The sequence below is a fragment of the Bacillus pumilus genome (assembly GCF_900186955.1).
GTDB classification, from domain to species: Bacteria; Bacillota; Bacilli; order Bacillales; family Bacillaceae; genus Bacillus; species Bacillus pumilus.
Genome location: NZ_LT906438.1, coordinates 1,424,250 through 1,443,984 on the forward strand (window position 1 = coordinate 1,424,250; position 19,735 = coordinate 1,443,984).

18 protein-coding genes are annotated in these 19,735 nt (G+C 41.0%); 12 read left to right on the forward strand and 6 right to left on the reverse strand.

The annotated features are described in order from the left end of the window. The first annotated feature begins 168 nt into the window (after positions 1 to 168). Positions 169 to 357 carry a hypothetical protein gene (locus tag CKW02_RS07170; RefSeq protein WP_003211901.1) on the forward strand — a complete coding sequence of 63 codons (189 nt, stop codon included), beginning with the start codon at positions 169 to 171 and terminating at the stop codon, positions 355 to 357. 133 nt (positions 358 to 490) lie between these two features. Next, positions 491 to 1,297 carry an inositol monophosphatase family protein gene (locus CKW02_RS07175; protein ID WP_003211644.1) on the forward strand — a complete coding sequence of 269 codons (807 nt, stop codon included), beginning with the start codon at positions 491 to 493 and terminating at the stop codon, positions 1,295 to 1,297. A 158-nt stretch (positions 1,298 to 1,455) separates the two neighbouring features. Here the strand turns inward: CKW02_RS07175 and CKW02_RS07180 are convergent, their stop codons facing one another. Next, positions 1,456 to 2,091, reverse strand: coding sequence for a hypothetical protein (locus CKW02_RS07180; RefSeq protein ID WP_044142020.1), 636 nt, complete (start codon positions 2,089 to 2,091; stop codon positions 1,456 to 1,458). 274 nt (positions 2,092 to 2,365) lie between these two features. Continuing rightward, a complete protein-coding gene (locus tag CKW02_RS07185) occupies positions 2,366 to 2,545 on the reverse strand; it encodes a DUF5325 family protein (RefSeq protein ID WP_003211596.1) in 180 nt (59 codons plus the stop codon). A gap of 113 nt (positions 2,546 to 2,658) precedes the next feature. Here CKW02_RS07185 and typA point away from each other — a divergent pair, with 113 nt between their 5' ends. Both typA and CKW02_RS07195 read left to right on the forward strand, forming a co-directional pair. Next, on the forward strand, positions 2,659 to 4,497 hold the full coding sequence (gene typA, locus CKW02_RS07190) for a translational GTPase TypA (protein WP_003212439.1): 1,839 nt from the start codon (positions 2,659 to 2,661) through the stop codon (positions 4,495 to 4,497). A gap of 96 nt (positions 4,498 to 4,593) precedes the next feature. Continuing rightward, positions 4,594 to 4,875, forward strand: coding sequence for a YlaH-like family protein (locus CKW02_RS07195; protein WP_044334035.1), 282 nt, complete (start codon positions 4,594 to 4,596; stop codon positions 4,873 to 4,875). 31 nt (positions 4,876 to 4,906) lie between these two features. Here CKW02_RS07195 and CKW02_RS07200 read toward each other — a convergent pair whose 3' ends face one another. Beyond that, positions 4,907 to 5,137, reverse strand: coding sequence for a YlaI family protein (locus tag CKW02_RS07200; RefSeq protein WP_003210787.1), 231 nt, complete (start codon positions 5,135 to 5,137; stop codon positions 4,907 to 4,909). Positions 5,138 to 5,238: 101 nt separating this feature from the next. Then, positions 5,239 to 5,856, reverse strand: a complete 618-nt coding sequence (locus CKW02_RS07205) for a YhcN/YlaJ family sporulation lipoprotein (protein WP_003211067.1) — start codon at positions 5,854 to 5,856, stop codon at positions 5,239 to 5,241. A gap of 140 nt (positions 5,857 to 5,996) precedes the next feature. On the opposite strand from CKW02_RS07205, the gene CKW02_RS07210 reads away from it, so the two are divergent. Continuing rightward, positions 5,997 to 7,319, forward strand: coding sequence for a PhoH family protein (locus CKW02_RS07210; protein ID WP_034619937.1), 1,323 nt, complete (start codon positions 5,997 to 5,999; stop codon positions 7,317 to 7,319). A gap of 16 nt (positions 7,320 to 7,335) precedes the next feature. Here CKW02_RS07210 and CKW02_RS07215 read toward each other — a convergent pair whose 3' ends face one another. Beyond that, positions 7,336 to 7,818 (reverse strand): hypothetical protein, encoded by a 483-nt coding sequence (locus CKW02_RS07215; protein ID WP_050945113.1) that lies wholly within the window; start codon positions 7,816 to 7,818, stop codon positions 7,336 to 7,338. A 119-nt stretch (positions 7,819 to 7,937) separates the two neighbouring features. Here CKW02_RS07215 and glsA point away from each other — a divergent pair, with 119 nt between their 5' ends. From glsA to CKW02_RS07245, 5 genes are all read left to right on the forward strand, one after another. Continuing rightward, positions 7,938 to 8,867, forward strand: a complete 930-nt coding sequence (gene glsA, locus CKW02_RS07220; protein WP_003211229.1) for a glutaminase A — start codon at positions 7,938 to 7,940, stop codon at positions 8,865 to 8,867. A gap of 122 nt (positions 8,868 to 8,989) precedes the next feature. Continuing rightward, positions 8,990 to 9,271 (forward strand): Fpa/YlaN family protein, encoded by a 282-nt coding sequence (locus tag CKW02_RS07225; protein ID WP_003212509.1) that lies wholly within the window; start codon positions 8,990 to 8,992, stop codon positions 9,269 to 9,271. A gap of 210 nt (positions 9,272 to 9,481) precedes the next feature. Next, a complete protein-coding gene (locus CKW02_RS07230; protein WP_003212175.1) occupies positions 9,482 to 10,693 on the forward strand; it encodes an FtsW/RodA/SpoVE family cell cycle protein in 1,212 nt (403 codons plus the stop codon). Positions 10,694 to 10,773: 80 nt separating this feature from the next. Next, entirely contained in the window at positions 10,774 to 14,220 is a 3,447-nt protein-coding gene (gene pyc, locus CKW02_RS07235; protein WP_095117792.1) for a pyruvate carboxylase, read from the forward strand. 298 nt (positions 14,221 to 14,518) lie between these two features. Beyond that, positions 14,519 to 15,952 carry a cryptochrome/photolyase family protein gene (locus CKW02_RS07245; protein ID WP_003211011.1) on the forward strand — a complete coding sequence of 478 codons (1,434 nt, stop codon included), beginning with the start codon at positions 14,519 to 14,521 and terminating at the stop codon, positions 15,950 to 15,952. A gap of 40 nt (positions 15,953 to 15,992) precedes the next feature. On the opposite strand, the gene CKW02_RS07250 is transcribed toward CKW02_RS07245, so the two are convergent. Next, positions 15,993 to 16,916: a COX15/CtaA family protein gene (locus tag CKW02_RS07250; protein WP_003210766.1), complete on the reverse strand. Its 924-nt coding sequence runs from the start codon at positions 16,914 to 16,916 to the stop codon at positions 15,993 to 15,995. 393 nt (positions 16,917 to 17,309) lie between these two features. On the opposite strand from CKW02_RS07250, the gene cyoE reads away from it, so the two are divergent. Continuing rightward, positions 17,310 to 18,227 (forward strand): heme o synthase, encoded by a 918-nt coding sequence (cyoE, locus tag CKW02_RS07255; protein WP_003211774.1) that lies wholly within the window; start codon positions 17,310 to 17,312, stop codon positions 18,225 to 18,227. Positions 18,228 to 18,505: 278 nt separating this feature from the next. Further along, positions 18,506 to 19,573, forward strand: a complete 1,068-nt coding sequence (gene coxB, locus CKW02_RS07260; RefSeq protein ID WP_003212202.1) for a cytochrome c oxidase subunit II — start codon at positions 18,506 to 18,508, stop codon at positions 19,571 to 19,573. Positions 19,574 to 19,735 lie beyond the last annotated feature (162 nt).

Sequence of the window (19,735 nt, forward strand, 5' to 3'; positions counted from 1 at the left end):
ATTTTGTGGTACATAACAAATAGGTAAAAACACAATTTTCAGAATGTCGTTGCGGTTATGCGATCGCTTCATACGATATAAGCAAGAACCAATTCTCTTATCGATTGAATTTTTTATCAATGAAAACTGACAAGGAATGAATCATTCTCTGGAAGGGGCGTTGACCAAATGAAGCAAATCGTGAAGCAGGGGTATAGACAGGAGAAGAAGAATCGCATCGCTGTGTGGAGATTAGAGGTGGACTATGAGCTTTCTACGCTTCATGAAGCCATCGAGCAAAAAGATGACATCCAAATCGAACGCAGCAAACGAAAGCTTGAGCGCCTAAGAAAAGAATGGGAGCAGCTTAAAGGGTAAAACAAGGTGAGGTAAAAACGAACCAATTCATCGGTTCGTTTTTGTATGAAGCTGCTTTTTTCTTGCTTTTACGCACATAATATCAGTATGCTATTACAAATAGGTATTACATAGAAAAGAGGTTTACAGTCTGATGACAAACTGGGTGGAAATTGACCGTCTTGCAAAGCTTTGGGTAAAAGAAGCAGGAAGCCGTATTAAAGCATCCATGCAGGAAGGTCTATCAATTGAAACAAAATCAAATCCAAATGATCTTGTCACAAATATCGATAAAGAAACAGAACGTTTTTTCATTGAAAAGATACAATCGACATTTTCAGATCATCATATTTTAGGTGAAGAGGGACAAGGGGAAGAGGTGACCTCACTTGATGGGATCGTGTGGATCATTGATCCAATCGATGGCACAATGAACTTTGTCCATCAAAAACGCAACTTTGCCATTTCAATCGGGATATTTGAAAATGGCATAGGGAAAATCGGTCTCATATATGACGTCATTCATGACGAGCTTTACCATGCGGTCAAAGGAGAAGGGGCTTATATAAATGATACCCTGCTTCCGCCATTAAAAGATGTAGCGATTGAAAAAGCCATTGTCGGCATTAACCCGACCTGGGCGATCGAAAGCCCTTATTTTGATGCTAAACCGTTTGCCCGCCTTGTGCGTGATGTGAGAGGGACGAGAACGATTGGATCAGCTGCCCTTGAGCTCGCTTATATCGCAAGCGGCAGAAGTGACGCATACGTCACGTTAAGGCTTGCGCCGTGGGATTATGCAGCGGGCTGCGTACTGCTTGATGAAGTAGGGGCAGTCTACTCAAATATACACGGAGAACGCCTAACGTTTCTAGACAAAAACAGTATCGTCGCCGGAAATCGATCCGTTTGTGAAAAAATCTTGCACGATTACATAAAAGGCAGTGGAAATAAAAAATAAACCAAATCACTTCATGAGAATGAAGTGATTTGGTTTATTTGATGAAACTTTTTAATGAAGCACAACTGGCTATCGATATGAAAAAGCCAGATGATCATTCTTTATTGGCTGAAATAAAAAAACCCCCATCTGGGCGATCCAGATGGGGGTTTTCGAGCTTAGCTTAATTTTTCTTTAGCAATTTGAATTGCATCATAGACCGATTTTAATTGCTCTTGAGGAATTTTCTTCAGCATTTGGTTGAAAACAAGTAATTCAGTAGAGCTGAATCCAATACCTTTTGCGATTTTTGAATCAATGACAACATTACCTTTTTTGTCTAAAACAAGTGCATCACCAGCAAGATCAGCAATTCTGATCACTGATTTCAACAGCTTTTCAAATTTAGCTGCTTCTTCTTTTGTAAGACCAAGTTCAACAGCTTTCGCTGCATCAAAAACCAATTTTCCTTTTTCGTTTTTAGTGATGCTTTCACTGAAAACGATTGTCAGAACAGCTGCGCGATCTAAGAATTTCTCAGCAGTCGCCGCTTCTTCTTCAGTTAGTCCGAGCTCAACAGCTTTTTTCACATCAAATGTGTAGTTGTTGTCTTCCTCAACAAATGAGTTGATGAGAATGTTGATGACACGCTCGTTTTTCTCCAATAATTCTTTAATGACTTGCTGCTGCTCGAAAGGAATCCCTTTGAAAGTTGCAGCGCTTGCTTGCCCAGGAGCTACTGTTGTGAAAGTAAGAATAATAGCTAAAGCGAAAAATACAACAGAGCTGAGCGATTTGCTCAAAATCTTCTTCATGCTTCTTTTCTCTCCCTTTTCTGTTAAATTTTGTTGCAAGAACAGCATACCATGAGAAAGTTTGTGGAAGAATAGGAAAATTGTAACTTTGTGTTTGATTTTGGAGAACTATAAACGTTATTGTCGAAAAATGGAGAGGTTCAGATGGCTTACTTTTGCCAAGCCTAAATGATATGTTCTGTCTTTATACACGACCTTTCATAGGTGGTTGGTCTTGTTTTTACCCAAAATAAAAGCCTTCTACATATAGAATGTAAAAGGCTTTTGAGAAATTTTATGATTGCACGTTTAATTTTCTTTTTAATGTAAATCCTGTACCCATGAAAATCATGGCAAACACAATACTTAAACAAATACCCAGCACGTTTTTTTCTGCAAGAGTTACCCCAATAAACGCCATACTGACAACCGCAAGTAATGCACATAATAATAGAAGCCATTTGATTTGTTTCATTTGTCCCCATCCCTTTTTTTAGAGTTAATATAAGTTTACAGAAAAACGATCGGCATTTAAAGGGGATTGTGATATAATATGAAAGTTATCTAATTATTTTAGGAGATGAAAATGTGAAACTTCGAAAAGATCTTCGCAACATCGCAATTATTGCCCACGTTGACCATGGTAAAACGACGCTTGTTGACCAATTGCTCCATCAAGCTGGTACTTTCCGTGCGAATGAAAATATCGCTGAGAGAGCCATGGATTCAAATGATTTAGAGCGAGAGCGCGGTATTACGATTTTAGCTAAAAATACTGCGATCCATTATAAAGATACACGCATTAATATTTTAGATACACCAGGACACGCCGATTTCGGTGGTGAGGTTGAGCGTATCATGAAAATGGTAGATGGTGTACTTCTCGTTGTGGATGCTTATGAAGGCTGTATGCCTCAAACACGCTTTGTGCTGAAAAAAGCACTTGAGCAAAACTTAACACCAATCGTTGTTGTCAACAAAATTGACCGCGACTTTGCTCGTCCGGCTGAAGTAGTCGATGAAGTAATCGACTTGTTCATTGAATTGGATGCAACAGAAGAACAGCTTGAATTCCCAGTTGTCTATGCATCAGCAATCAATGGTACAGCAAGTAACGATGCGAGCAAGCAAGATGAAAACATGGAATCTTTGTTTGAAGCCATTGTTAACCATATCCCTTGCCCAGTTGATAACCATGAAGAGCCGCTTCAATTCCAAGTGGCACTACTTGATTACAATGATTATGTTGGAAGAATTGGGATCGGCCGTGTATTCAGAGGAACAATGCAAGTAGGACAGCAAGTAGCCTTAATGAAAGTTGACGGCAGTGTGAAACAATTCCGTGTGACGAAGATTTTTGGTTTCCAAGGGTTAAAACGAGTGGAAATCAACGAAGCGAAAGCAGGAGATCTTGTTGCTGTTTCTGGAATGGAAGACATCAACGTAGGTGAAACGGTTTGTCCGGTTGAACACCAAGAGGCTTTGCCAATCCTTCGTATTGATGAGCCGACACTTCAAATGACGTTTGTTGTTAACAACAGCCCATTTGCAGGCCGTGAAGGGAAATACGTAACATCACGTAAAATTGAAGAGCGCTTAGAGCAGCAGCTTCAAACAGACGTCAGTCTTCGTGTTGATCCAACTGCTTCACCTGATGCGTGGGTTGTATCTGGACGCGGAGAGCTTCACTTATCCATTCTTATTGAGAATATGAGACGTGAAGGATTTGAATTACAAGTATCGAAGCCAGAAGTTATTGTAAAAGAAGTTGACGGTGTTCGATGTGAGCCTGTTGAACGCGTTCAAATTGATGTACCAGAAGAGCACACTGGCTCTATCATGGAATCAATGGGCGCACGAAAAGGTGAAATGATTGACATGATCAATAATGGTAATGGTCAAGTTCGCCTGATCTTTACAGTGCCTTCACGTGGTTTAATCGGATATACAACTGAATTTCTTTCATTAACTCGTGGTTTTGGTATTTTGAACCATACGTTTGACAGCTACCAGCCAATGCAGTCTGGTCAAGTCGGCGGACGCCGTCAAGGAGTTCTTGTTTCAATGGAAACAGGTAAAGCGACTGCTTACGGAATCCAAGGCGTTGAAGAGCGTGGTGTGATCTTCGTTGAGCCGGGTGTTGAAGTATACCAAGGAATGATTGTTGGTGAGCATAACCGTGAGAACGATCTTGTTGTCAACGTAAGCCGTATGAAACAACAAACAAACGTGCGTTCAGCGACGAAAGATCAAACGGTGAGCATGAAAAAACCACGTATTATGTCACTTGAGGAATCTCTTGAGTACTTGAATGAGGACGAATACTGTGAGGTTACACCTGAATCAATTCGTTTAAGAAAGAAAATTTTAGATAAAAACGAACGTGAGAAATCAGCGAAGAAGAAAAAGCTAGCAGGATTATCTTAATTCCATGAAGAATTAAAGAGATAGAACCCTGAAAGATAAGGGGAGGGAATCTTTTTGAATGATCAGGAAGTAAGTGAAAATCTATCCTTTTTCGCGATGCTGTTTCGTGTCGATGAAAATCCGCAAACAGGGATGTGGCTCCTATATGGCACCATCCTTGTTTTAGCGATTATTGTTTTTAAGCTCGGCTTTGCTAGACGTTTACCGATTTTAAAAGCGCTCGTGATTTACTTGTTTTTGATTTTTGGCTGCACGTTTCTCACATTTCTAGGAATCTTCCTGCCAGTAGCGGAAGGCCTAGTTGTGGCAGCTGCCATTTTGATTATTTATAAAATACGGCTGCATCGTGCGAAAAAAGAAGGAACAGTGAATACGTAAAAAAAGACCTGAACATGTGTCAGGTCTTTTTTTATGTCTTTTGTTCTTTTTTTCCTTTTTTCTTCTTTTTCTCTTTCGTCGCAGGATCTTGATAAAGAGAGAATCTGCCAGTCTTGATGCGTGCTTCTGTCTTTACTTTAATACGTTCCTGACAGTCATCGCACATATATGTATGAATCGGTCGATTTCTTAACCGCTTAGCAACGAGTGTATCATCATCAATGGTTTCAAGCTTCTCACATATTGAGCACTTCACTCTCATCCTTTTCACCTCACTTATTGCATTTATTATAGCATGTTTTCCAGCTACTTAAAATCAGCGTATAAAACGGCTTATATCACAGGAGATATAAGCCGTTCTCTTTATTTCTTCTGATTCATATGATGGTTTGATTGATCGTTTTGATGTTCGTCTAACTGCTTTTGATCATTTTGTTTGAGCTGATCATTCGGCTCATTTGTCGGATCTGTTTCGTGGCGATCAATTTCATTTCTCGGCATCTCTGGCATCACGCGGCCGACAATGGCGGCTAGTTCATCCATAATCCCACTGACAGGACGGCCTGCTTGTATTTCTTTGCCCATTTCTTTTAACCGGCTGACTGTATCCGGATCAGCGACCACAACAGCATTCGCACCTTCTGGATCATTTTTCAGTGCTTTTGCAACTGAATATTTAATGTTTTCTACTTTGCTTCTATCTAAATCATCTTTTACATCAATACCAACAACAGCATAGCGGCCGATGACGATCGCCGTTGCATTATTGACATCTGCTACGTGCTCTGTCACTTTGACAAGATGCTGCGCAACATCTGTAGATGACCGGGCTTGATTGGTCTTTTTCTTCGTTGAGTCTGACACCCGTACTACGTGCTGGCGTCCATCTTGCTTGTCTAGTGCCTCTGGCTTTTCCTGCTGCTGACAAGCGCCCAACAGAATGATGGCTTGAATCATGAATAATGTCAAAAATAGTCGCATCTGTATTCCCTCCTTCACAAACTGCATGATTTATTTTATTGTTGAATTAACCTTCTAACTTTATTCATGAAAACATATATTTTAACAATCGTTTTGAGAAAGACAAGGATGAATGAAACCCCGATCAGGAGGCGAAGGACCTGAGTAAAATTTATGTATTAGACACAAATGTGTTATTACAGGATCCGAATTCAATCTTTTCATTTGAAGACAACGAGGTCGTCATACCAGCCGTTGTGTTAGAAGAAGTAGACTCAAAAAAGAGATATATGGACGAGGTTGGACAAAATGCTCGGCGTGTCTCACGCCTAATCGACGGTTTAAGATCGAAAGGGAAACTGCATGAAAAAATTACACTAGAGTCAAAAGGGACGCTACGCATTGAACTGAATCACCGCTCTTTTCATGAGCTTCAAGAAATTTTTATTGAAAAAACGAACGATAATCGAATTTTGGCAGTCGCGAAAAATTTAAGCTTAGAGGAAGAAACAAAGCCTCATGGCAGGCCTGTTATTTTGGTCAGCAAGGATGTGTTAGTGCGGGTAAAGGCGGATGCTATAGGGCTTCAAGCAGAAGACTTCTTAAGTGACCGTGTTTTGCAAAATGAGGACATCGATAATGGCTATCATGAGCTCTACATTCCGACTGAGCAATTGAATACATTTTATAAGCAAAATCAATTACCAATAAAAGAGGTCACAAGCGCACCATTCAACCCTCATCAATTTGTCATCATGAAGGGAAATGAAGGTGGTTCTGCTTTAGGAATGCTTGATCAAAAGGCAGAGCATGTAAAACGTCTCGTTTATGATCAAGAGCATATTTGGGGAATCCGTCCAAAGAATGTCCAGCAGACGATGGCACTCGAGCTGCTTTTGCGCCGTGACATTCCGCTCGTGACACTGATTGGAAAAGCGGGGACTGGTAAAACATTGCTTGCACTTGCTGCCGGATTAATGCAGACAGAGGACCTCGGTATGTTTAAAAAGTTGATCGTGGCGCGCTCCATCGTGCCTGTCGGGAAAGATATAGGATATTTGCCTGGAGAAAAGGAAGAAAAGCTCAGACCATGGATGCAGCCGATCTATGACAACCTAGAGTTTTTATTTAATACAAAAAAGCCGGGCGAGCTTGATGCGATTTTGGCGGGAATTGGATCTATTCAAGTCGAAGCATTGACGTATATTCGGGGAAGAAGTATACCTGATCAATTTATTATCATTGATGAGGCGCAGAATTTAACAAAGCACGAGGTGAAAACATTATTAACGCGAGTCGGAGAGGGAAGTAAAATTGTGCTCATGGGAGATCCAGAGCAGATTGATCACCCTTATTTAGACAGCTTAAATAATGGGCTTACGTATGTGATCGAGCGGTTCAAAGGGCAGCAAATATCTGGACATGTCAAGCTTGTCAAAGGAGAAAGGTCTGGACTTGCACAGCTTGCCGCTGATTTGCTATAGTCCAGACCCTCTGTTCTTATGTAATGATCAGCTCTTTGACACCTTTTATCGGCTGAGTGAGGTTGGACTGATCCGCGAAATAGACGTGGATGGGTCCTTCTTCTGTGATTGGCTTACCATGTTGGCTGAAATGAGCAATGCTTTCCATTGCCTGAGAAAGCGGCACAGCAATTGTACCTGTCTCTGTGACAAATTCGCATGTATCCGCATGTTCAAGCGGCTCAGCATTTTTTAGCATATCGCCAAGCTTCATCCCGAAGCTGCCTGTGACGAGTCTTTCCTTTTCGTACTTCTTCTCTGTTTTTAACGTGGGTGGAAGAGTTTGACCTTCTCTTATGACCCGCTCTTGGTCAAGCTCCTGATCTAGCTGCTTCTCTTCACTTGCTGCATTTTTTTCAAAGAATGAATCCATTAAAAATTTGCGGTCATCAAAAATCCATACACTTGGATCAATGGTGATCTTGTACTGTACGTTCCCCTTGATTTGAATGATACTCATGTTCAAGACAACCCCTTTCCAACATAAATTATAGAAGTTTTCTCCCGCTTTGTCACTTTCATAAACATGCTGCACCTTGTACACACTAATCATACATGAAAGATAGGGAGTGTATGAGCATGGCATGTCGCGACAATGAAGAGCTTCAGCGATTTGTAGAAGAAGCAAAAAAAGTGGCCAAAGATGGTCAAGTAGCATCCTATATTCCCGCTCTCGGCAAAGCGGATCAGACGGATTTATCTGTGGCAGTGTATCATGTGAGTAATACGTGCCACTCAGCTGGAGATGTAGATAAACGATTTACCCTTCAAAGCATTTCAAAAGTATTAGCACTGGCGCTTGTGCTCTCAGAAGAAGGGCCAAAAAAAGTCTTTCAATTTGTTGGACAAGAACCAACAGGTGACCCGTTTAATTCAATGATCAAACTGGAAACAGCGAGTCCGAATAAACCGCTGAATCCAATGATTAATGCAGGGGCGCTCGCAGTCACGAGTTTAATCAGAGGAGCGACTCCGCAAGATCAGCTGGGCCGGTTGCTCAGCTTCATTAGAGAGCTTGCAAATGACAAAAGCATTACATACTGTAAGGAAACAGCTGCCTCCGAATTTGAGACATCGATGATTAACCGGGCGATGTGCTATTATATGAAGCAATATCATATTATTAGAGGGAACGTAGAGGAAGTCATGGACGTCTATACGAAACAATGTGCCATCATGATGAACAGCTTGGATTTGGCGAAAATTGCTTGTGTTTTTTCATTAGACGGCAGACATCCAGAAACGGGGAAGCAAATTCTTTCAAAAGATGTCGCTAGAATTTGTAAAACCTTTATGGTGACGTGCGGCATGTACAATGCGAGCGGAGAATTTGCCATTAACATCGGAATTCCTGCAAAAAGCGGTGTCTCAGGCGGGATTATGGGAGCTGCACCATATGATTTTGGAATCGGTATCTTTGGTCCGGCTCTGGATGAAAAAGGGAATAGTATTGCTGGGATTAAGCTGCTTGAGCTGATGAGTGAAAAATACGAGATGAGTATCTTTTAATGAAGGAAGGCTTCTTTTTATTTTTACAAAGCGAACTGTACAAATCTGCTTGCAATTTTGGGCGTTTCGCTTTATGATAAATAGAAGAATTAGGTACTCGCCTGGGGAACGGAGGGATACTTTTGGCGTCAGAAATTTTAGTCGATCATCGGCAAAAAGCACTGGCTTTATTAAAATTGGATGCAGATAAAATTTTAAAATTGATCCAAGTGCAAATGGACAACTTAACGATGCCGCAATGTCCTCTTTATGAAGAGGTTTTAGATACTCAAATGTTCGGATTATCGAGAGAAATTGATTTTGCTGTCCGGCTTGGATTAGTTGATCAACATGAAGGTAAGAAACTACTCGATAAACTTGAGAGAGAGCTTTCCGCACTTCATGATGCGTTCACAAAAAAATAATGATTGAAAACTCAAACTTCCTTAACATAAGTTTGAGTTTTTTTGTCCTCTATTTTCTTTTCATTGTTTCATGTCAAACGGACTTGATTCTTTCATGAATGACGAACAATATAAAAGAGGTAAAACGAGATCAAACGGAGAAAATGTAGTAGAATAAAAACAGCTAAGAGGATATCAAGCAGTAGAAACAGACGTTAGGAAGAGGATTATATGTTAAAGAGAATGCTAAAATCGTATGACTACTCATTATTGTTCGCCATTATTTTAATTAGCGCATTCGGTTTGGTCATGGTGTATAGCTCAAGTATGATTACATCTGTGATTAGATACGATGCCGCGCCAGATAATTTTTTTAAGAAACAGCTTTTATTTATGATCGTTGGAGCCGTCATCCTGCTCTTTACAGCATTAGTTCCATATCAGCTGTTTTCAAATAAGAAATTTCAAATCGGTATGCTGCTGCTATCCGTTTTTTCCCTCATCTATGTGTACTTTGGCGGTCATATTGCAGGGAACGCAAGAAGCTGGATTAAAGTAGGCCCATTCAGTCTTCAGCCAGCGGAATTTGTGAAGATTGTCGTTATTATTTATCTTGCTGCTGTGTATGCAAAAAAGCAGCATTATATTGATCATATTTTACGAGGAGTCACACCTCCAATCGTGATTGTTTCAATCTTATGCGGATTTATCATTTTGCAGCCAGACTATGGGACAGCCTTTATCATTGGCATGATTGCTCTTGCGATGATTTTATGCTCAGGGTTTAGCGGGAAAACACTTGCGAAGCTGCTGGCGTTATTTAGTGCCGTGATGGTCATCGTAACCCCATTTATTATTCTGTTCTGGGATAAAATATTCACGCAAAATCGCCTCGGGCGTTTTGAGAGTTTCCAAGATCCCTTTAAAGATGCAGGAGATACTGGACATCAATTGATTAATTCCTATTACGCCATTGGATCAGGCGGCTTTTTTGGACTGGGTCTAGGAGAAAGCGTTCAAAAGTACGGGTATCTTCCAGAGCCGCACACAGATTTTATCATGGCAATCATTTCAGAAGAGCTTGGCTTTTTCGGCGTATTTTTTGTACTCGCTCTCCTTGGCTTCATCGTCGTGAAAGGTTTTTATATTGCAAGAAAGTGTGAAGATCCATTTGGAAGTTTGCTTGCAATAGGAATTTCCTCCATGATTGCGATCCAAACATGCATTAATTTAGGCGGTGTTTCAGGTCTGATTTCGATTACTGGGGTCACTCTTCCGTTTATTAGCTACGGGGGATCGTCCATCATTTTACTGAGCGGTTGTATGGGAATATTGCTGAATATCAGCATGTTTACTGAATATAAAGAGCGTTACAAAAAGAAAAAATCAATGAGCAAGCCATCAGTTCAAAAAAATGGATTGCAGAAAACTTTGAATCTTTAGAAAACAAAAGTGTACAGTTTTCATTTCTTCCTTTATTATAGAGTACATATAAAATTTTAAGGGATATGGAGGAGTGAGAAATGTCACAGAGAACAATTCAAAAGGTTCTAGTTGCAAACAGAGGGGAAATTGCTATCAGAGTCTTCAGGGCCTGTACGGAGCTCAATTTACGTACAGTAGCCATTTATTCCAAAGAAGACTCGGGCTCTTATCATCGCTATAAAGCCGATGAAGCATATCTAGTTGGAGAAGGGAAAAAGCCGATTGATGCCTACCTTGATATCGAGGGGATCATCGAAATTGCAAAACGAAATGACGTGGATGCGATTCATCCAGGATACGGATTTTTATCTGAAAACATTCATTTTGCAAGACGATGCGAAGAGGAAGGCATTCAATTTATCGGCCCAACTTCTCAACATTTAGATATGTTTGGAGATAAAGTAAAGGCAAGAGAAGAAGCGAAAAAAGCTGGAATTCCAGTCATTCCAGGAAGTGATGGACCAGTTGATTCGGCCGAAGAAGTCGAAAAATTCGGTGAAGAATACGGTTACCCGTTTATTATTAAAGCTTCACTAGGCGGCGGCGGCCGGGGTATGCGGATTGTCAGATCAAAAGAGGAGCTGAATGAAGGCTATGACCGTGCAAAGTCAGAGGCGAAAGCTGCTTTTGGAAATGACGAAGTATATGTTGAGAAACTGATTGAAAATCCGAAACATATTGAAGTGCAGGTGATTGGTGATAATCACGGCAATATCATTCATTTATATGAGCGTGACTGCTCTGTCCAAAGGCGTCATCAAAAAGTCATTGAAGTTGCGCCAAGTGTATCTCTTACAGATCAATTACGTGAGGACATCTGCGAAGCGGCTGTTAAGCTGGCTCGAAATGTGTCGTATATTAACGCTGGGACTGTAGAATTCCTAGTCACAAATGGTGAGTTTTATTTTATTGAAGTCAATCCTAGGGTACAGGTGGAACACACGATCACAGAAATGATCACAGGTGTCGATATCGTACAAACCCAAATTCTTGTCGCAAAGGGTCATGATCTCCATAGCAATGAAGTCGGAATACCAAAGCAAGAAGATATCTTCACACATGGTTTTGCCATTCAATCAAGGGTTACAACAGAAGATCCTTTAAATGATTTTATGCCAGACACAGGGAAAATTATGGCCTACCGTTCAGGCGGGGGATTTGGTGTACGACTTGATACAGGGAACAGCTTTCAAGGTGCAGTCATTACACCTTATTACGATTCACTATTGGTCAAGCTGTCCACATGGGCGCTCACATTTGACCAAGCGGCTGCTAAAATGGTTCGAAACTTACAGGAATTCAGGATTCGCGGAATTAAAACAAACATTCCGTTTCTTGAAAACGTGGCAAAGCATGAGAAGTTTCTAAAAGGGGAATACGATACGTCGTTTATCGATTCAACGCCAGAGCTATTTAATTTCCCTAAGCAAAAAGACCGTGGAACGAAGATGCTGACTTATATTGGTAACGTGACCATTAATGGATTCCCTGGTATTGCGGAGAAAAAGAAGCCTCATTTTGACAAGCCTGTTGTACCGAAGCTTCCTCTCAAGCAAGAGATGCCATCTGGGACTAAACAATTGTTAGATGCGCATGGACCTGAGGGCCTTGCCAATTGGGTGAAAGAACAAAAGAGCGTCCTTTTAACAGATACAACCTTTAGGGACGCGCATCAGTCTCTGCTTGCGACCCGCTTCAGAACTCATGATTTAAAGAAAGTAGCCCAGCCAACAGCAGGTTTATGGCCAGAGCTGTTTAGTATGGAAATGTGGGGCGGTGCTACATTTGATGTTGCGTACCGTTTCTTAAAAGAAGATCCTTGGCAGCGATTAAAAGAGCTTCGCCAAGAAGTGCCAAACACGTTGTTCCAAATGCTTTTAAGATCATCAAACGCTGTCGGATATACAAACTATGCGGATAATGTGATTAAAGCATTTGTAAAGGAATCTGCCGAGGCAGGCATTGACGTGTTCCGTATTTTCGATAGCTTAAACTGGGTCAAAGGCATGACACTTGCCATTGATTCTGTTCGTGAATCAGGCAAAGTGGCAGAGGCAGCCATTTGTTATACGGGGGACATTCTCGATCCATCTCGTCCGAAATATGATCTTAAGTACTATGTATCTCTTGCGAAAGAGCTTGAATCTGCCGGTGCACATATTTTAGGTATTAAAGATATGGCGGGATTATTAAAGCCGCAGGCAGCTTATGAGTTAGTCTCTGCTTTAAAAGATGAACTCACAATCCCTATCCATCTTCATACACATGACACGAGTGGAAATGGACTGTTCACCTATGCAAGGGCAATTGATGCAGGTGTTGATATTGTCGATGTGGCCGTCAGCTCTATGGCAGGACTCACATCGCAGCCAAGCGCAAGCTCACTGTACTATGCTTTAGATGGGCATGAAAGAAAGCCAGACATGAACGTCCAATCTGTCGAACACCTTTCTCAATATTGGGATTCTGTTAGAAAATACTACCGTGAATTCGAAAGCGGCATGAATTCACCTCATACAGAAATTTATGAGCATGAAATGCCTGGCGGACAGTATAGTAACTTGCAGCAGCAGGCGAAAGGTGTCGGACTTGGTGACCGCTGGAACGAAGTAAAAGAAATGTACAGACGTGTGAATGACATGTTTGGTGATATTGTGAAGGTGACACCTTCCTCTAAAGTAGTCGGAGACATGGCACTTTATATGGTGCAAAATGATTTAACAGAGGAAGATGTCTATGAAAAAGGAGCAACTTTAGACTTCCCTGATTCTGTTGTGGAGCTATTTAAAGGCTATTTAGGCCAGCCGCATGGCGGGTTCCCTGAAAAATTGCAAAAGCTGATTTTAAAAGGAGAAGAACCGCTCACTGTCAGACCTGGTGAAAAGCTGAAGCCAGTTGACTTTGAAGCTATTCAGCAGCAGTTCAAAGAATCTCATGACCTGACGCTGACAGAGCAAGATGCGATTGCGTATGCCTTATATCCGAAAGTCTTTTCTGAATTTGTCCAAACAGCAGAAAGCTATGGAGACATCTCTGTTCTTGACACACCAACGTTCTTCTACGGGATGAGGCTTGGTGAAGAGATTGAGGTAGAAATCGAAAAAGGAAAAACCCTCATTGTTAAACTCGTGTCAATTGGAGAACCGAATCCAGATGCCACAAGAGTTCTTTACTTTGAGCTAAATGGACAGCCGCGTGAAGTCGTGATTAAGGATGAAAGCATCAAATCATCCGTTCAAGAAAAAATGAAGGCGGACCGTTCAAATCCAAATCACATTGCCGCATCAATGCCAGGCACTGTCATCAAAGTGCTCGTGGAAAAAGGACAGAAAATCTCGCAAGGTGAGCATTTGATGATCAATGAAGCCATGAAAATGGAGACGACTGTACAAGCCCCATTCACTGCGGTCGTAGATGAAATACATGTGACACATGGAGAACCGATTCAAACCGGAGATCTGCTGATTGTTTTAAAGCCTGAATAATAAGTGAGACACATCCATCGTGATGTGTTTCAGCGTGTAGACAAACCCTCGCATTCTTTGTCAGGTCTGCGCTTCGGTGCTCACGAATGTCAAATTCGCTCCGCTCCGGTGCTCGCCCTTCCTAGACTGCAAAGGTTTTCTATCACGCTGAAAAGAAGACAAAGGGCTAAAATAAAAATCATTTTAGCCCTTTGTCTACAATCTGAGACACATCCATCGTGATGTGTCTTTTTTTGAGCGCATTAAAATGTGCAGCAGCCTGCGAGAGTGATTACACTATAGAGTGAGGTGAAGAAAGTTGGAAATTGTCGTGATTTGGTTTCGCCGAGATATGCGATTGGATGATCATATCGCCTTGTCAAAAGCGATCACTTATGCAAAAAAACACGAGTACAAATTGTTGGCTCTTTATCATCTAGATCCATTCTTTACTGAAATGGAAATGGATATAAATAACGAACATTTCTTTCAAAACTTGGCGCATTTCGTCAAGGAAGCGAGAGAATCTCAAGTGTATGTTCACCTTCTCCATGATGATGTCCTGCGCGCCTTTCAGCAGGTCATGGAAGTGTATGACATCAAAGCCGTCTTTTTTAATGAAGATGAGGTGGGGATCGGTCAAAGGCGTGACAAGCAAGTAACCGATTTTTTAGAAAAGAAGGGCATTCATGTGTCAACATGGCAAGATACACACCTTCACGGGGCGCGAGATATTTTAAAAGCAGATGGGTCACATTATCAAGTGTTTACTCCATACTATCAATCATGGCGTAAGCAAGAAAAGCAGCCTGTGATAAAAGTTGACAAATCATTTTTTAGCAGCGAGCATACGATTTGTGATGAGCCACTTTCGCAAAAAGGAAATGATAAACTGCGAGAATTGATAAAGGGCTGCTCAAGGAAGTTTGATCAAATCGGCTCAGACAAAGCGATGAACACGCTTCATCAATTTATCCAAAAAAGATTAACGCGTTACCATGAGAAACGAGATATTCCGTCTGTTTTTGGAACGAGCAAGCTGTCGCGGTTCTTAAAAACAGGCACTATTTCGATTCGAACAATCTTTCATGCGATATATGAAGAAGCACTCTATGAAGACGAGGGCAGAGAGACTTTTATCAAAGAGCTGGCATGGCGTGATTTTTATCATATGATTTATGCGCATTATCCTGAGATGAAAGAAAAAGAAATCAATTCGGCGTTTCAAGGAATGAAATGGAATGAAGATGAGACGCTGTTTGAAGCTTGGTGTAAAGGAGAAACAGGCTTTCCGCTCGTTGATGCAGGGATGAGACAGTTAAATGAGGAGGGCTGGATGCATAACCGCTTGCGGATGGTTACAGCTTCATTTTTAACAAAGGATTATTTGATTGATTGGAGAAAGGGCGAATCGTATTTTGCAAAAAAACTTGTGGATTATGATGAGGCGTCAAATATCGGAGGATTTCAGTGGGCAGCCTCCGTCGGAACAGATGCGGTGCCGTACTTCCGTATTTTCAACCCGACCACTCAGTCAAAGCGATTTGATCCGAGCGGGGAATTGATTAGAAAATATGTACCAGAGCTAGAGCGTGTCGATGAAAAATGGATTCATGAACCAAGTAAAATGCCGATTGATGAGCAATTGAAATCGGGTTGTGTGCTAGGTGATACATATCCGCTGCCGGCAGTTGACCACCAGGAAAGACGCAAAAAAGCCATTTCGCTATTTGAAGAAGCAAAACAACAATAAAACAAATCCCCCATTCCATATGGAAGGGGGATACAAATTCTTATTTGAATGGTTCTTTGCTTTCATATTTAAACCGTGCAATGAGTAGACAGAAGTAACAGAGTACTCCAAACAAACAGGAAATAAAGAATGAATGAGCCAGCGCATAACCTAGTGCGAGCTGAGAATACACAGACATCACACCTGAAATCGCTTGAAGTGTAATGAGAATGGCTGAAATGATCCATCCATAATACAGCTGCTTCTGTTCTTTATAATGTTTCATGGCATGGAACATCGCAACAAATATCCAGACGAATAAAAGAAGTGCTGCTGCTCGGTGAGACATTTGCACCCACTGATTAAAGTATGCTGGAAGTGCACCGTCTTTTGAACAAAACGGGAAAACAGAGCAAGCAAGGCTTGACTTAGTATGCCTCACATAAGCACCCGTGTACACCACGATATACGTATAGGTGATCAAACCATAAATATGAAACTGCATTTTTTTGCCGATATGAAGCGGCTTCACAAGCTTTGTTTCAGATCTGGTTGCCTCAAATACAAGAAGCGCAAGCAATAACACTGAAGCAAAAGAAATGAGTGAAATACCGAAGTGCAGTGCCATGACAAGTGCGTTGGAACCAAACACGACGGCAAGAGCCCCTAACAGCGCTTGTAGCAGTAAGAATATAATCGACATGATGACCAAAAATTTGGTTTCACGGAATACTGGACTAATCTTTTTCCAGCATAAGACCGCCAGTGCCAAGACAAGAATGGTTGAAACCCCTGTTGACATGCGGTGACTCCATTCGATGATGGAAGCAGGGTTCATTTCAGGGAAGAAACGACCGTGACAAAGGGGCCACTGCCTGCCGCAGCCAAGACCCGAACCGGTTTTCGTCACAAGCGCACCGCCAATCAAAACGATCAGCATCACAAACGTTGTGATCACGCTCAATAACCTTAAAGCAAATTTCATCAAATTATTTCACCTTCTCTAAAAAACTTCTGATCTAATTGAAAAACCTCACATGCTCTCAAGTTTAAGCCAAATGCGTGTTCTGTTGCAATTCATAATGACCAAAGTTCACAAAAAAATGATATGTTAGTTCACAAAGTTTACAGATTTAGAGTGCTTGATCTTTCTTTAACAGTCTGATAGAAATAGAGGAGAGAATATTTCATTTTGCACCGCCTTCTGAAACACAGATAAATCCTAATAAATTCACTAAAAGTTCACAAATAACTTCGAGATTGTCGTTTATTATTTAATAGGATGTTTTTTTACAGCTGTTTATCTTGTATGATAGAGTTGTAACGAATTTACGTTTCATTGTTTGTTTGAAGGTTTGGGCAAGGGAGGTTATACACATTGGCAAATTCCAAAACAGCCGCGGAAGCAGCTATTCATGGACAAATAGAAGAAACAACAGCTTGGAAAGATTTTCTTGCTCTGATTAAAATGGGCATCGTCAATTCCAACTTCATTACAACATTTACTGGAATGTGGCTTGCTTTTTATTTTACAGGGATGAGTTTCCTTGGGAATCTTGATATTGTGCTGTTAACAATGATTGGTTCTTCTCTTATTATTGCCGGTTCATGCGCCATTAATAATGCGTTTGACCGTGATATTGATATATTAATGGAAAGAACAAAAACAAGACCGACGGTTACAGGTAAGATTCAGCCGGGGCAAGCGTATGCATTTGGTATTTTGCTTGTTGTACTTGGACTCATTATGCTTCTGATGACAACTATCACATCAGCAGTGATTGGATTTATCGGAGTCTTTACTTATGCGGTTCTTTACACCATGTGGTCTAAACGCCATTACACCATTAATACCGTTATTGGAAGTGTATCTGGTGCGGTGCCGCCATTAATCGGCTGGACAGCTGTCACAGGTACAATCGACACAACGGCTTGGGTTTTGTTTATGATTATGTTCATTTGGCAAATCCCGCACTTCCTGTCACTTGCGATTAAGAAAACGGAAGATTACCGTAAGGCAGGTATTCCAATGCTGCCAGTCGTTTATGGCTTTGAAGTCACGAAGCGCCAAATCATCATTTGGACAGCATGTCTTCTCCCGCTTCCATTTTTCTTAGGTGGATTAGGATGGCCGATTGTAGCACTTGGCACATTGCTGAATATTGGATGGCTCGTCATTGGCCTTATGGGCTTTAAAATGAAAGACGTCATGAAGTGGTCAACGCTCATGTTCGTTTATTCATTAAACTACTTAACCATCTTTTTCGTCGCGATGATTATTATTACACTATTCTAGAGTGAAATACACTTTGATCACATCAAAACAAGGCTATATCTTATAACACAACATTTTCTAACAACTATGAAAGCCGCCTGATATTCAGTTCTATTTAGGCGGCTTTCTGTTTATACATAGATGGTATTTTGAGTAAAAACATCATTTTTTTATGAAAACAGGAAATGTAAGTGCTTTTATAAGAGGCGGGGGTTATGGATGGGTGAAAAGTGATTTTATAAATAAGAGGTAAAAAGCGAAAGGCAAAGGAGATCAAGCAAAAGGGGTTGGGACAAATTATGATAAGAAAATGGCGTGTTTATTCACTGTTTCTCTTATTGACGCTCGTTTTGGCGGGCTGTGGTGAACCATACTTATCAACACTCAAACCAGTTGGGGAAGTAGCAGATAAACAATTTTTCCTAACGGTACTGAGTACACTCATTATGGTTCTTGTCGTCATTGTTGTATCGATCATTTTCTTTTACGTCATCATTAAATTCAAACGTTCTAAAGTTGGAGAAGATACGATTCCAAAGCAGGTGGAAGGGAACCGTAACCTAGAAATTACGTGGACAGCGATTCCGATTCTTCTCCTCATTATTCTCGTTGTGCCTGTTGTGGCATACACGCTTGAGCTTGGGGATACAAGCGCTATGGATAAGAAAAAACGAGATCCTGAAAAGACACTTGTTGTCAATGTAAGAGCCAGTTTATATTGGTGGGAATTCGAATACCCTGATTATGGGATTGTCACGAGTCAGGAATTGATTGTACCGACAGATCAAAAGGTCTACTTCAAGCTGAAAGCATCTGATGTGAAACACTCTTTCTGGGTTCCATCGGCTGGCGGTAAAATTGATACAAACACGGACAATGAAAACAAGTTTTATTTAACCTTTGATTCAAAACGAACGAAAGATGCAGGAGAATATTTCTACGGGAAATGTGCGGAGCTTTGCGGTCCCTCGCATGCTTTAATGGACTTTAAAGTTAAAACGCTTTCTCAAGATGAGTTTTTAGGATGGACGAAAAAAATGGCTGATTACAAGAAGCCTACATCCACAAAAGATCTTGCCCTTGAAGGTGAAAAATTATTTAAAGAGAAAAACTGCTTGAGCTGTCACGCAGTAGAGCCTGGGGACGAACGGCCGGAAGCAGCAAGGACAGCACCAAACCTTGCAACCTTCGGAGAGCGAACGAAAGTAGCTGGAATTAAAGACATGAACAAAGAAAACGTGAAAGCATGGCTGAAAGATCCAGAGAGCTTTAAACCAGGAAATAAAATGACAGGGACGTACCCTAAATTAAATGACTCAGAAGCAGATGCACTTTATGAGTATTTAAAAGGACTTAAAATCGAGTAATTTCTAATAGGAATGTGTAAGAGGGTATGTAATCGATGTGAAGTTTTTGTTAAGAGCTCCCGAATATGTCTCTACAACCAAGAAGTAGCCATCTGTCAGACACAGTCTGTGTAAAGTTAAAACATCTATATGAAAAGGGGCAAATGGGAGATAAGAGGGGGA

Bases quoted from the DNA above. Each gene is read 5' to 3' on its own strand.
- CKW02_RS07170 (WP_003211901.1), top strand. From the start codon at position 169: ATGAAGCAAATCGTGAAGCAGGGGTATAGACAGGAGAAGAAGAATCGC.
- CKW02_RS07175 (WP_003211644.1), top strand. From the start codon at position 491: ATGACAAACTGGGTGGAAATTGACCGTCTTGCAAAGCTTTGGGTAAAA.
- CKW02_RS07180 (WP_044142020.1), bottom strand. From the start codon at position 2,091: ATGAAGAAGATTTTGAGCAAATCGCTCAGCTCTGTTGTATTTTTCGCT.
- CKW02_RS07185 (WP_003211596.1), bottom strand. From the start codon at position 2,545: ATGAAACAAATCAAATGGCTTCTATTATTATGTGCATTACTTGCGGTT.
- CKW02_RS07195 (WP_044334035.1), top strand. From the start codon at position 4,594: ATGCTGTTTCGTGTCGATGAAAATCCGCAAACAGGGATGTGGCTCCTA.
- CKW02_RS07200 (WP_003210787.1), bottom strand. From the start codon at position 5,137: ATGAGAGTGAAGTGCTCAATATGTGAGAAGCTTGAAACCATTGATGAT.
- CKW02_RS07205 (WP_003211067.1), bottom strand. From the start codon at position 5,856: ATGCGACTATTTTTGACATTATTCATGATTCAAGCCATCATTCTGTTG.
- CKW02_RS07215 (WP_050945113.1), bottom strand. From the start codon at position 7,818: ATGAGTATCATTCAAATCAAGGGGAACGTACAGTACAAGATCACCATT.
- glsA (WP_003211229.1), top strand. From the start codon at position 7,938: ATGGCATGTCGCGACAATGAAGAGCTTCAGCGATTTGTAGAAGAAGCA.
- CKW02_RS07230 (WP_003212175.1), top strand. From the start codon at position 9,482: ATGTTAAAGAGAATGCTAAAATCGTATGACTACTCATTATTGTTCGCC.
- pyc (WP_095117792.1), top strand. From the start codon at position 10,774: ATGTCACAGAGAACAATTCAAAAGGTTCTAGTTGCAAACAGAGGGGAA.
- CKW02_RS07250 (WP_003210766.1), bottom strand. From the start codon at position 16,916: ATGAAATTTGCTTTAAGGTTATTGAGCGTGATCACAACGTTTGTGATG.
- coxB (WP_003212202.1), top strand. From the start codon at position 18,506: ATGATAAGAAAATGGCGTGTTTATTCACTGTTTCTCTTATTGACGCTC.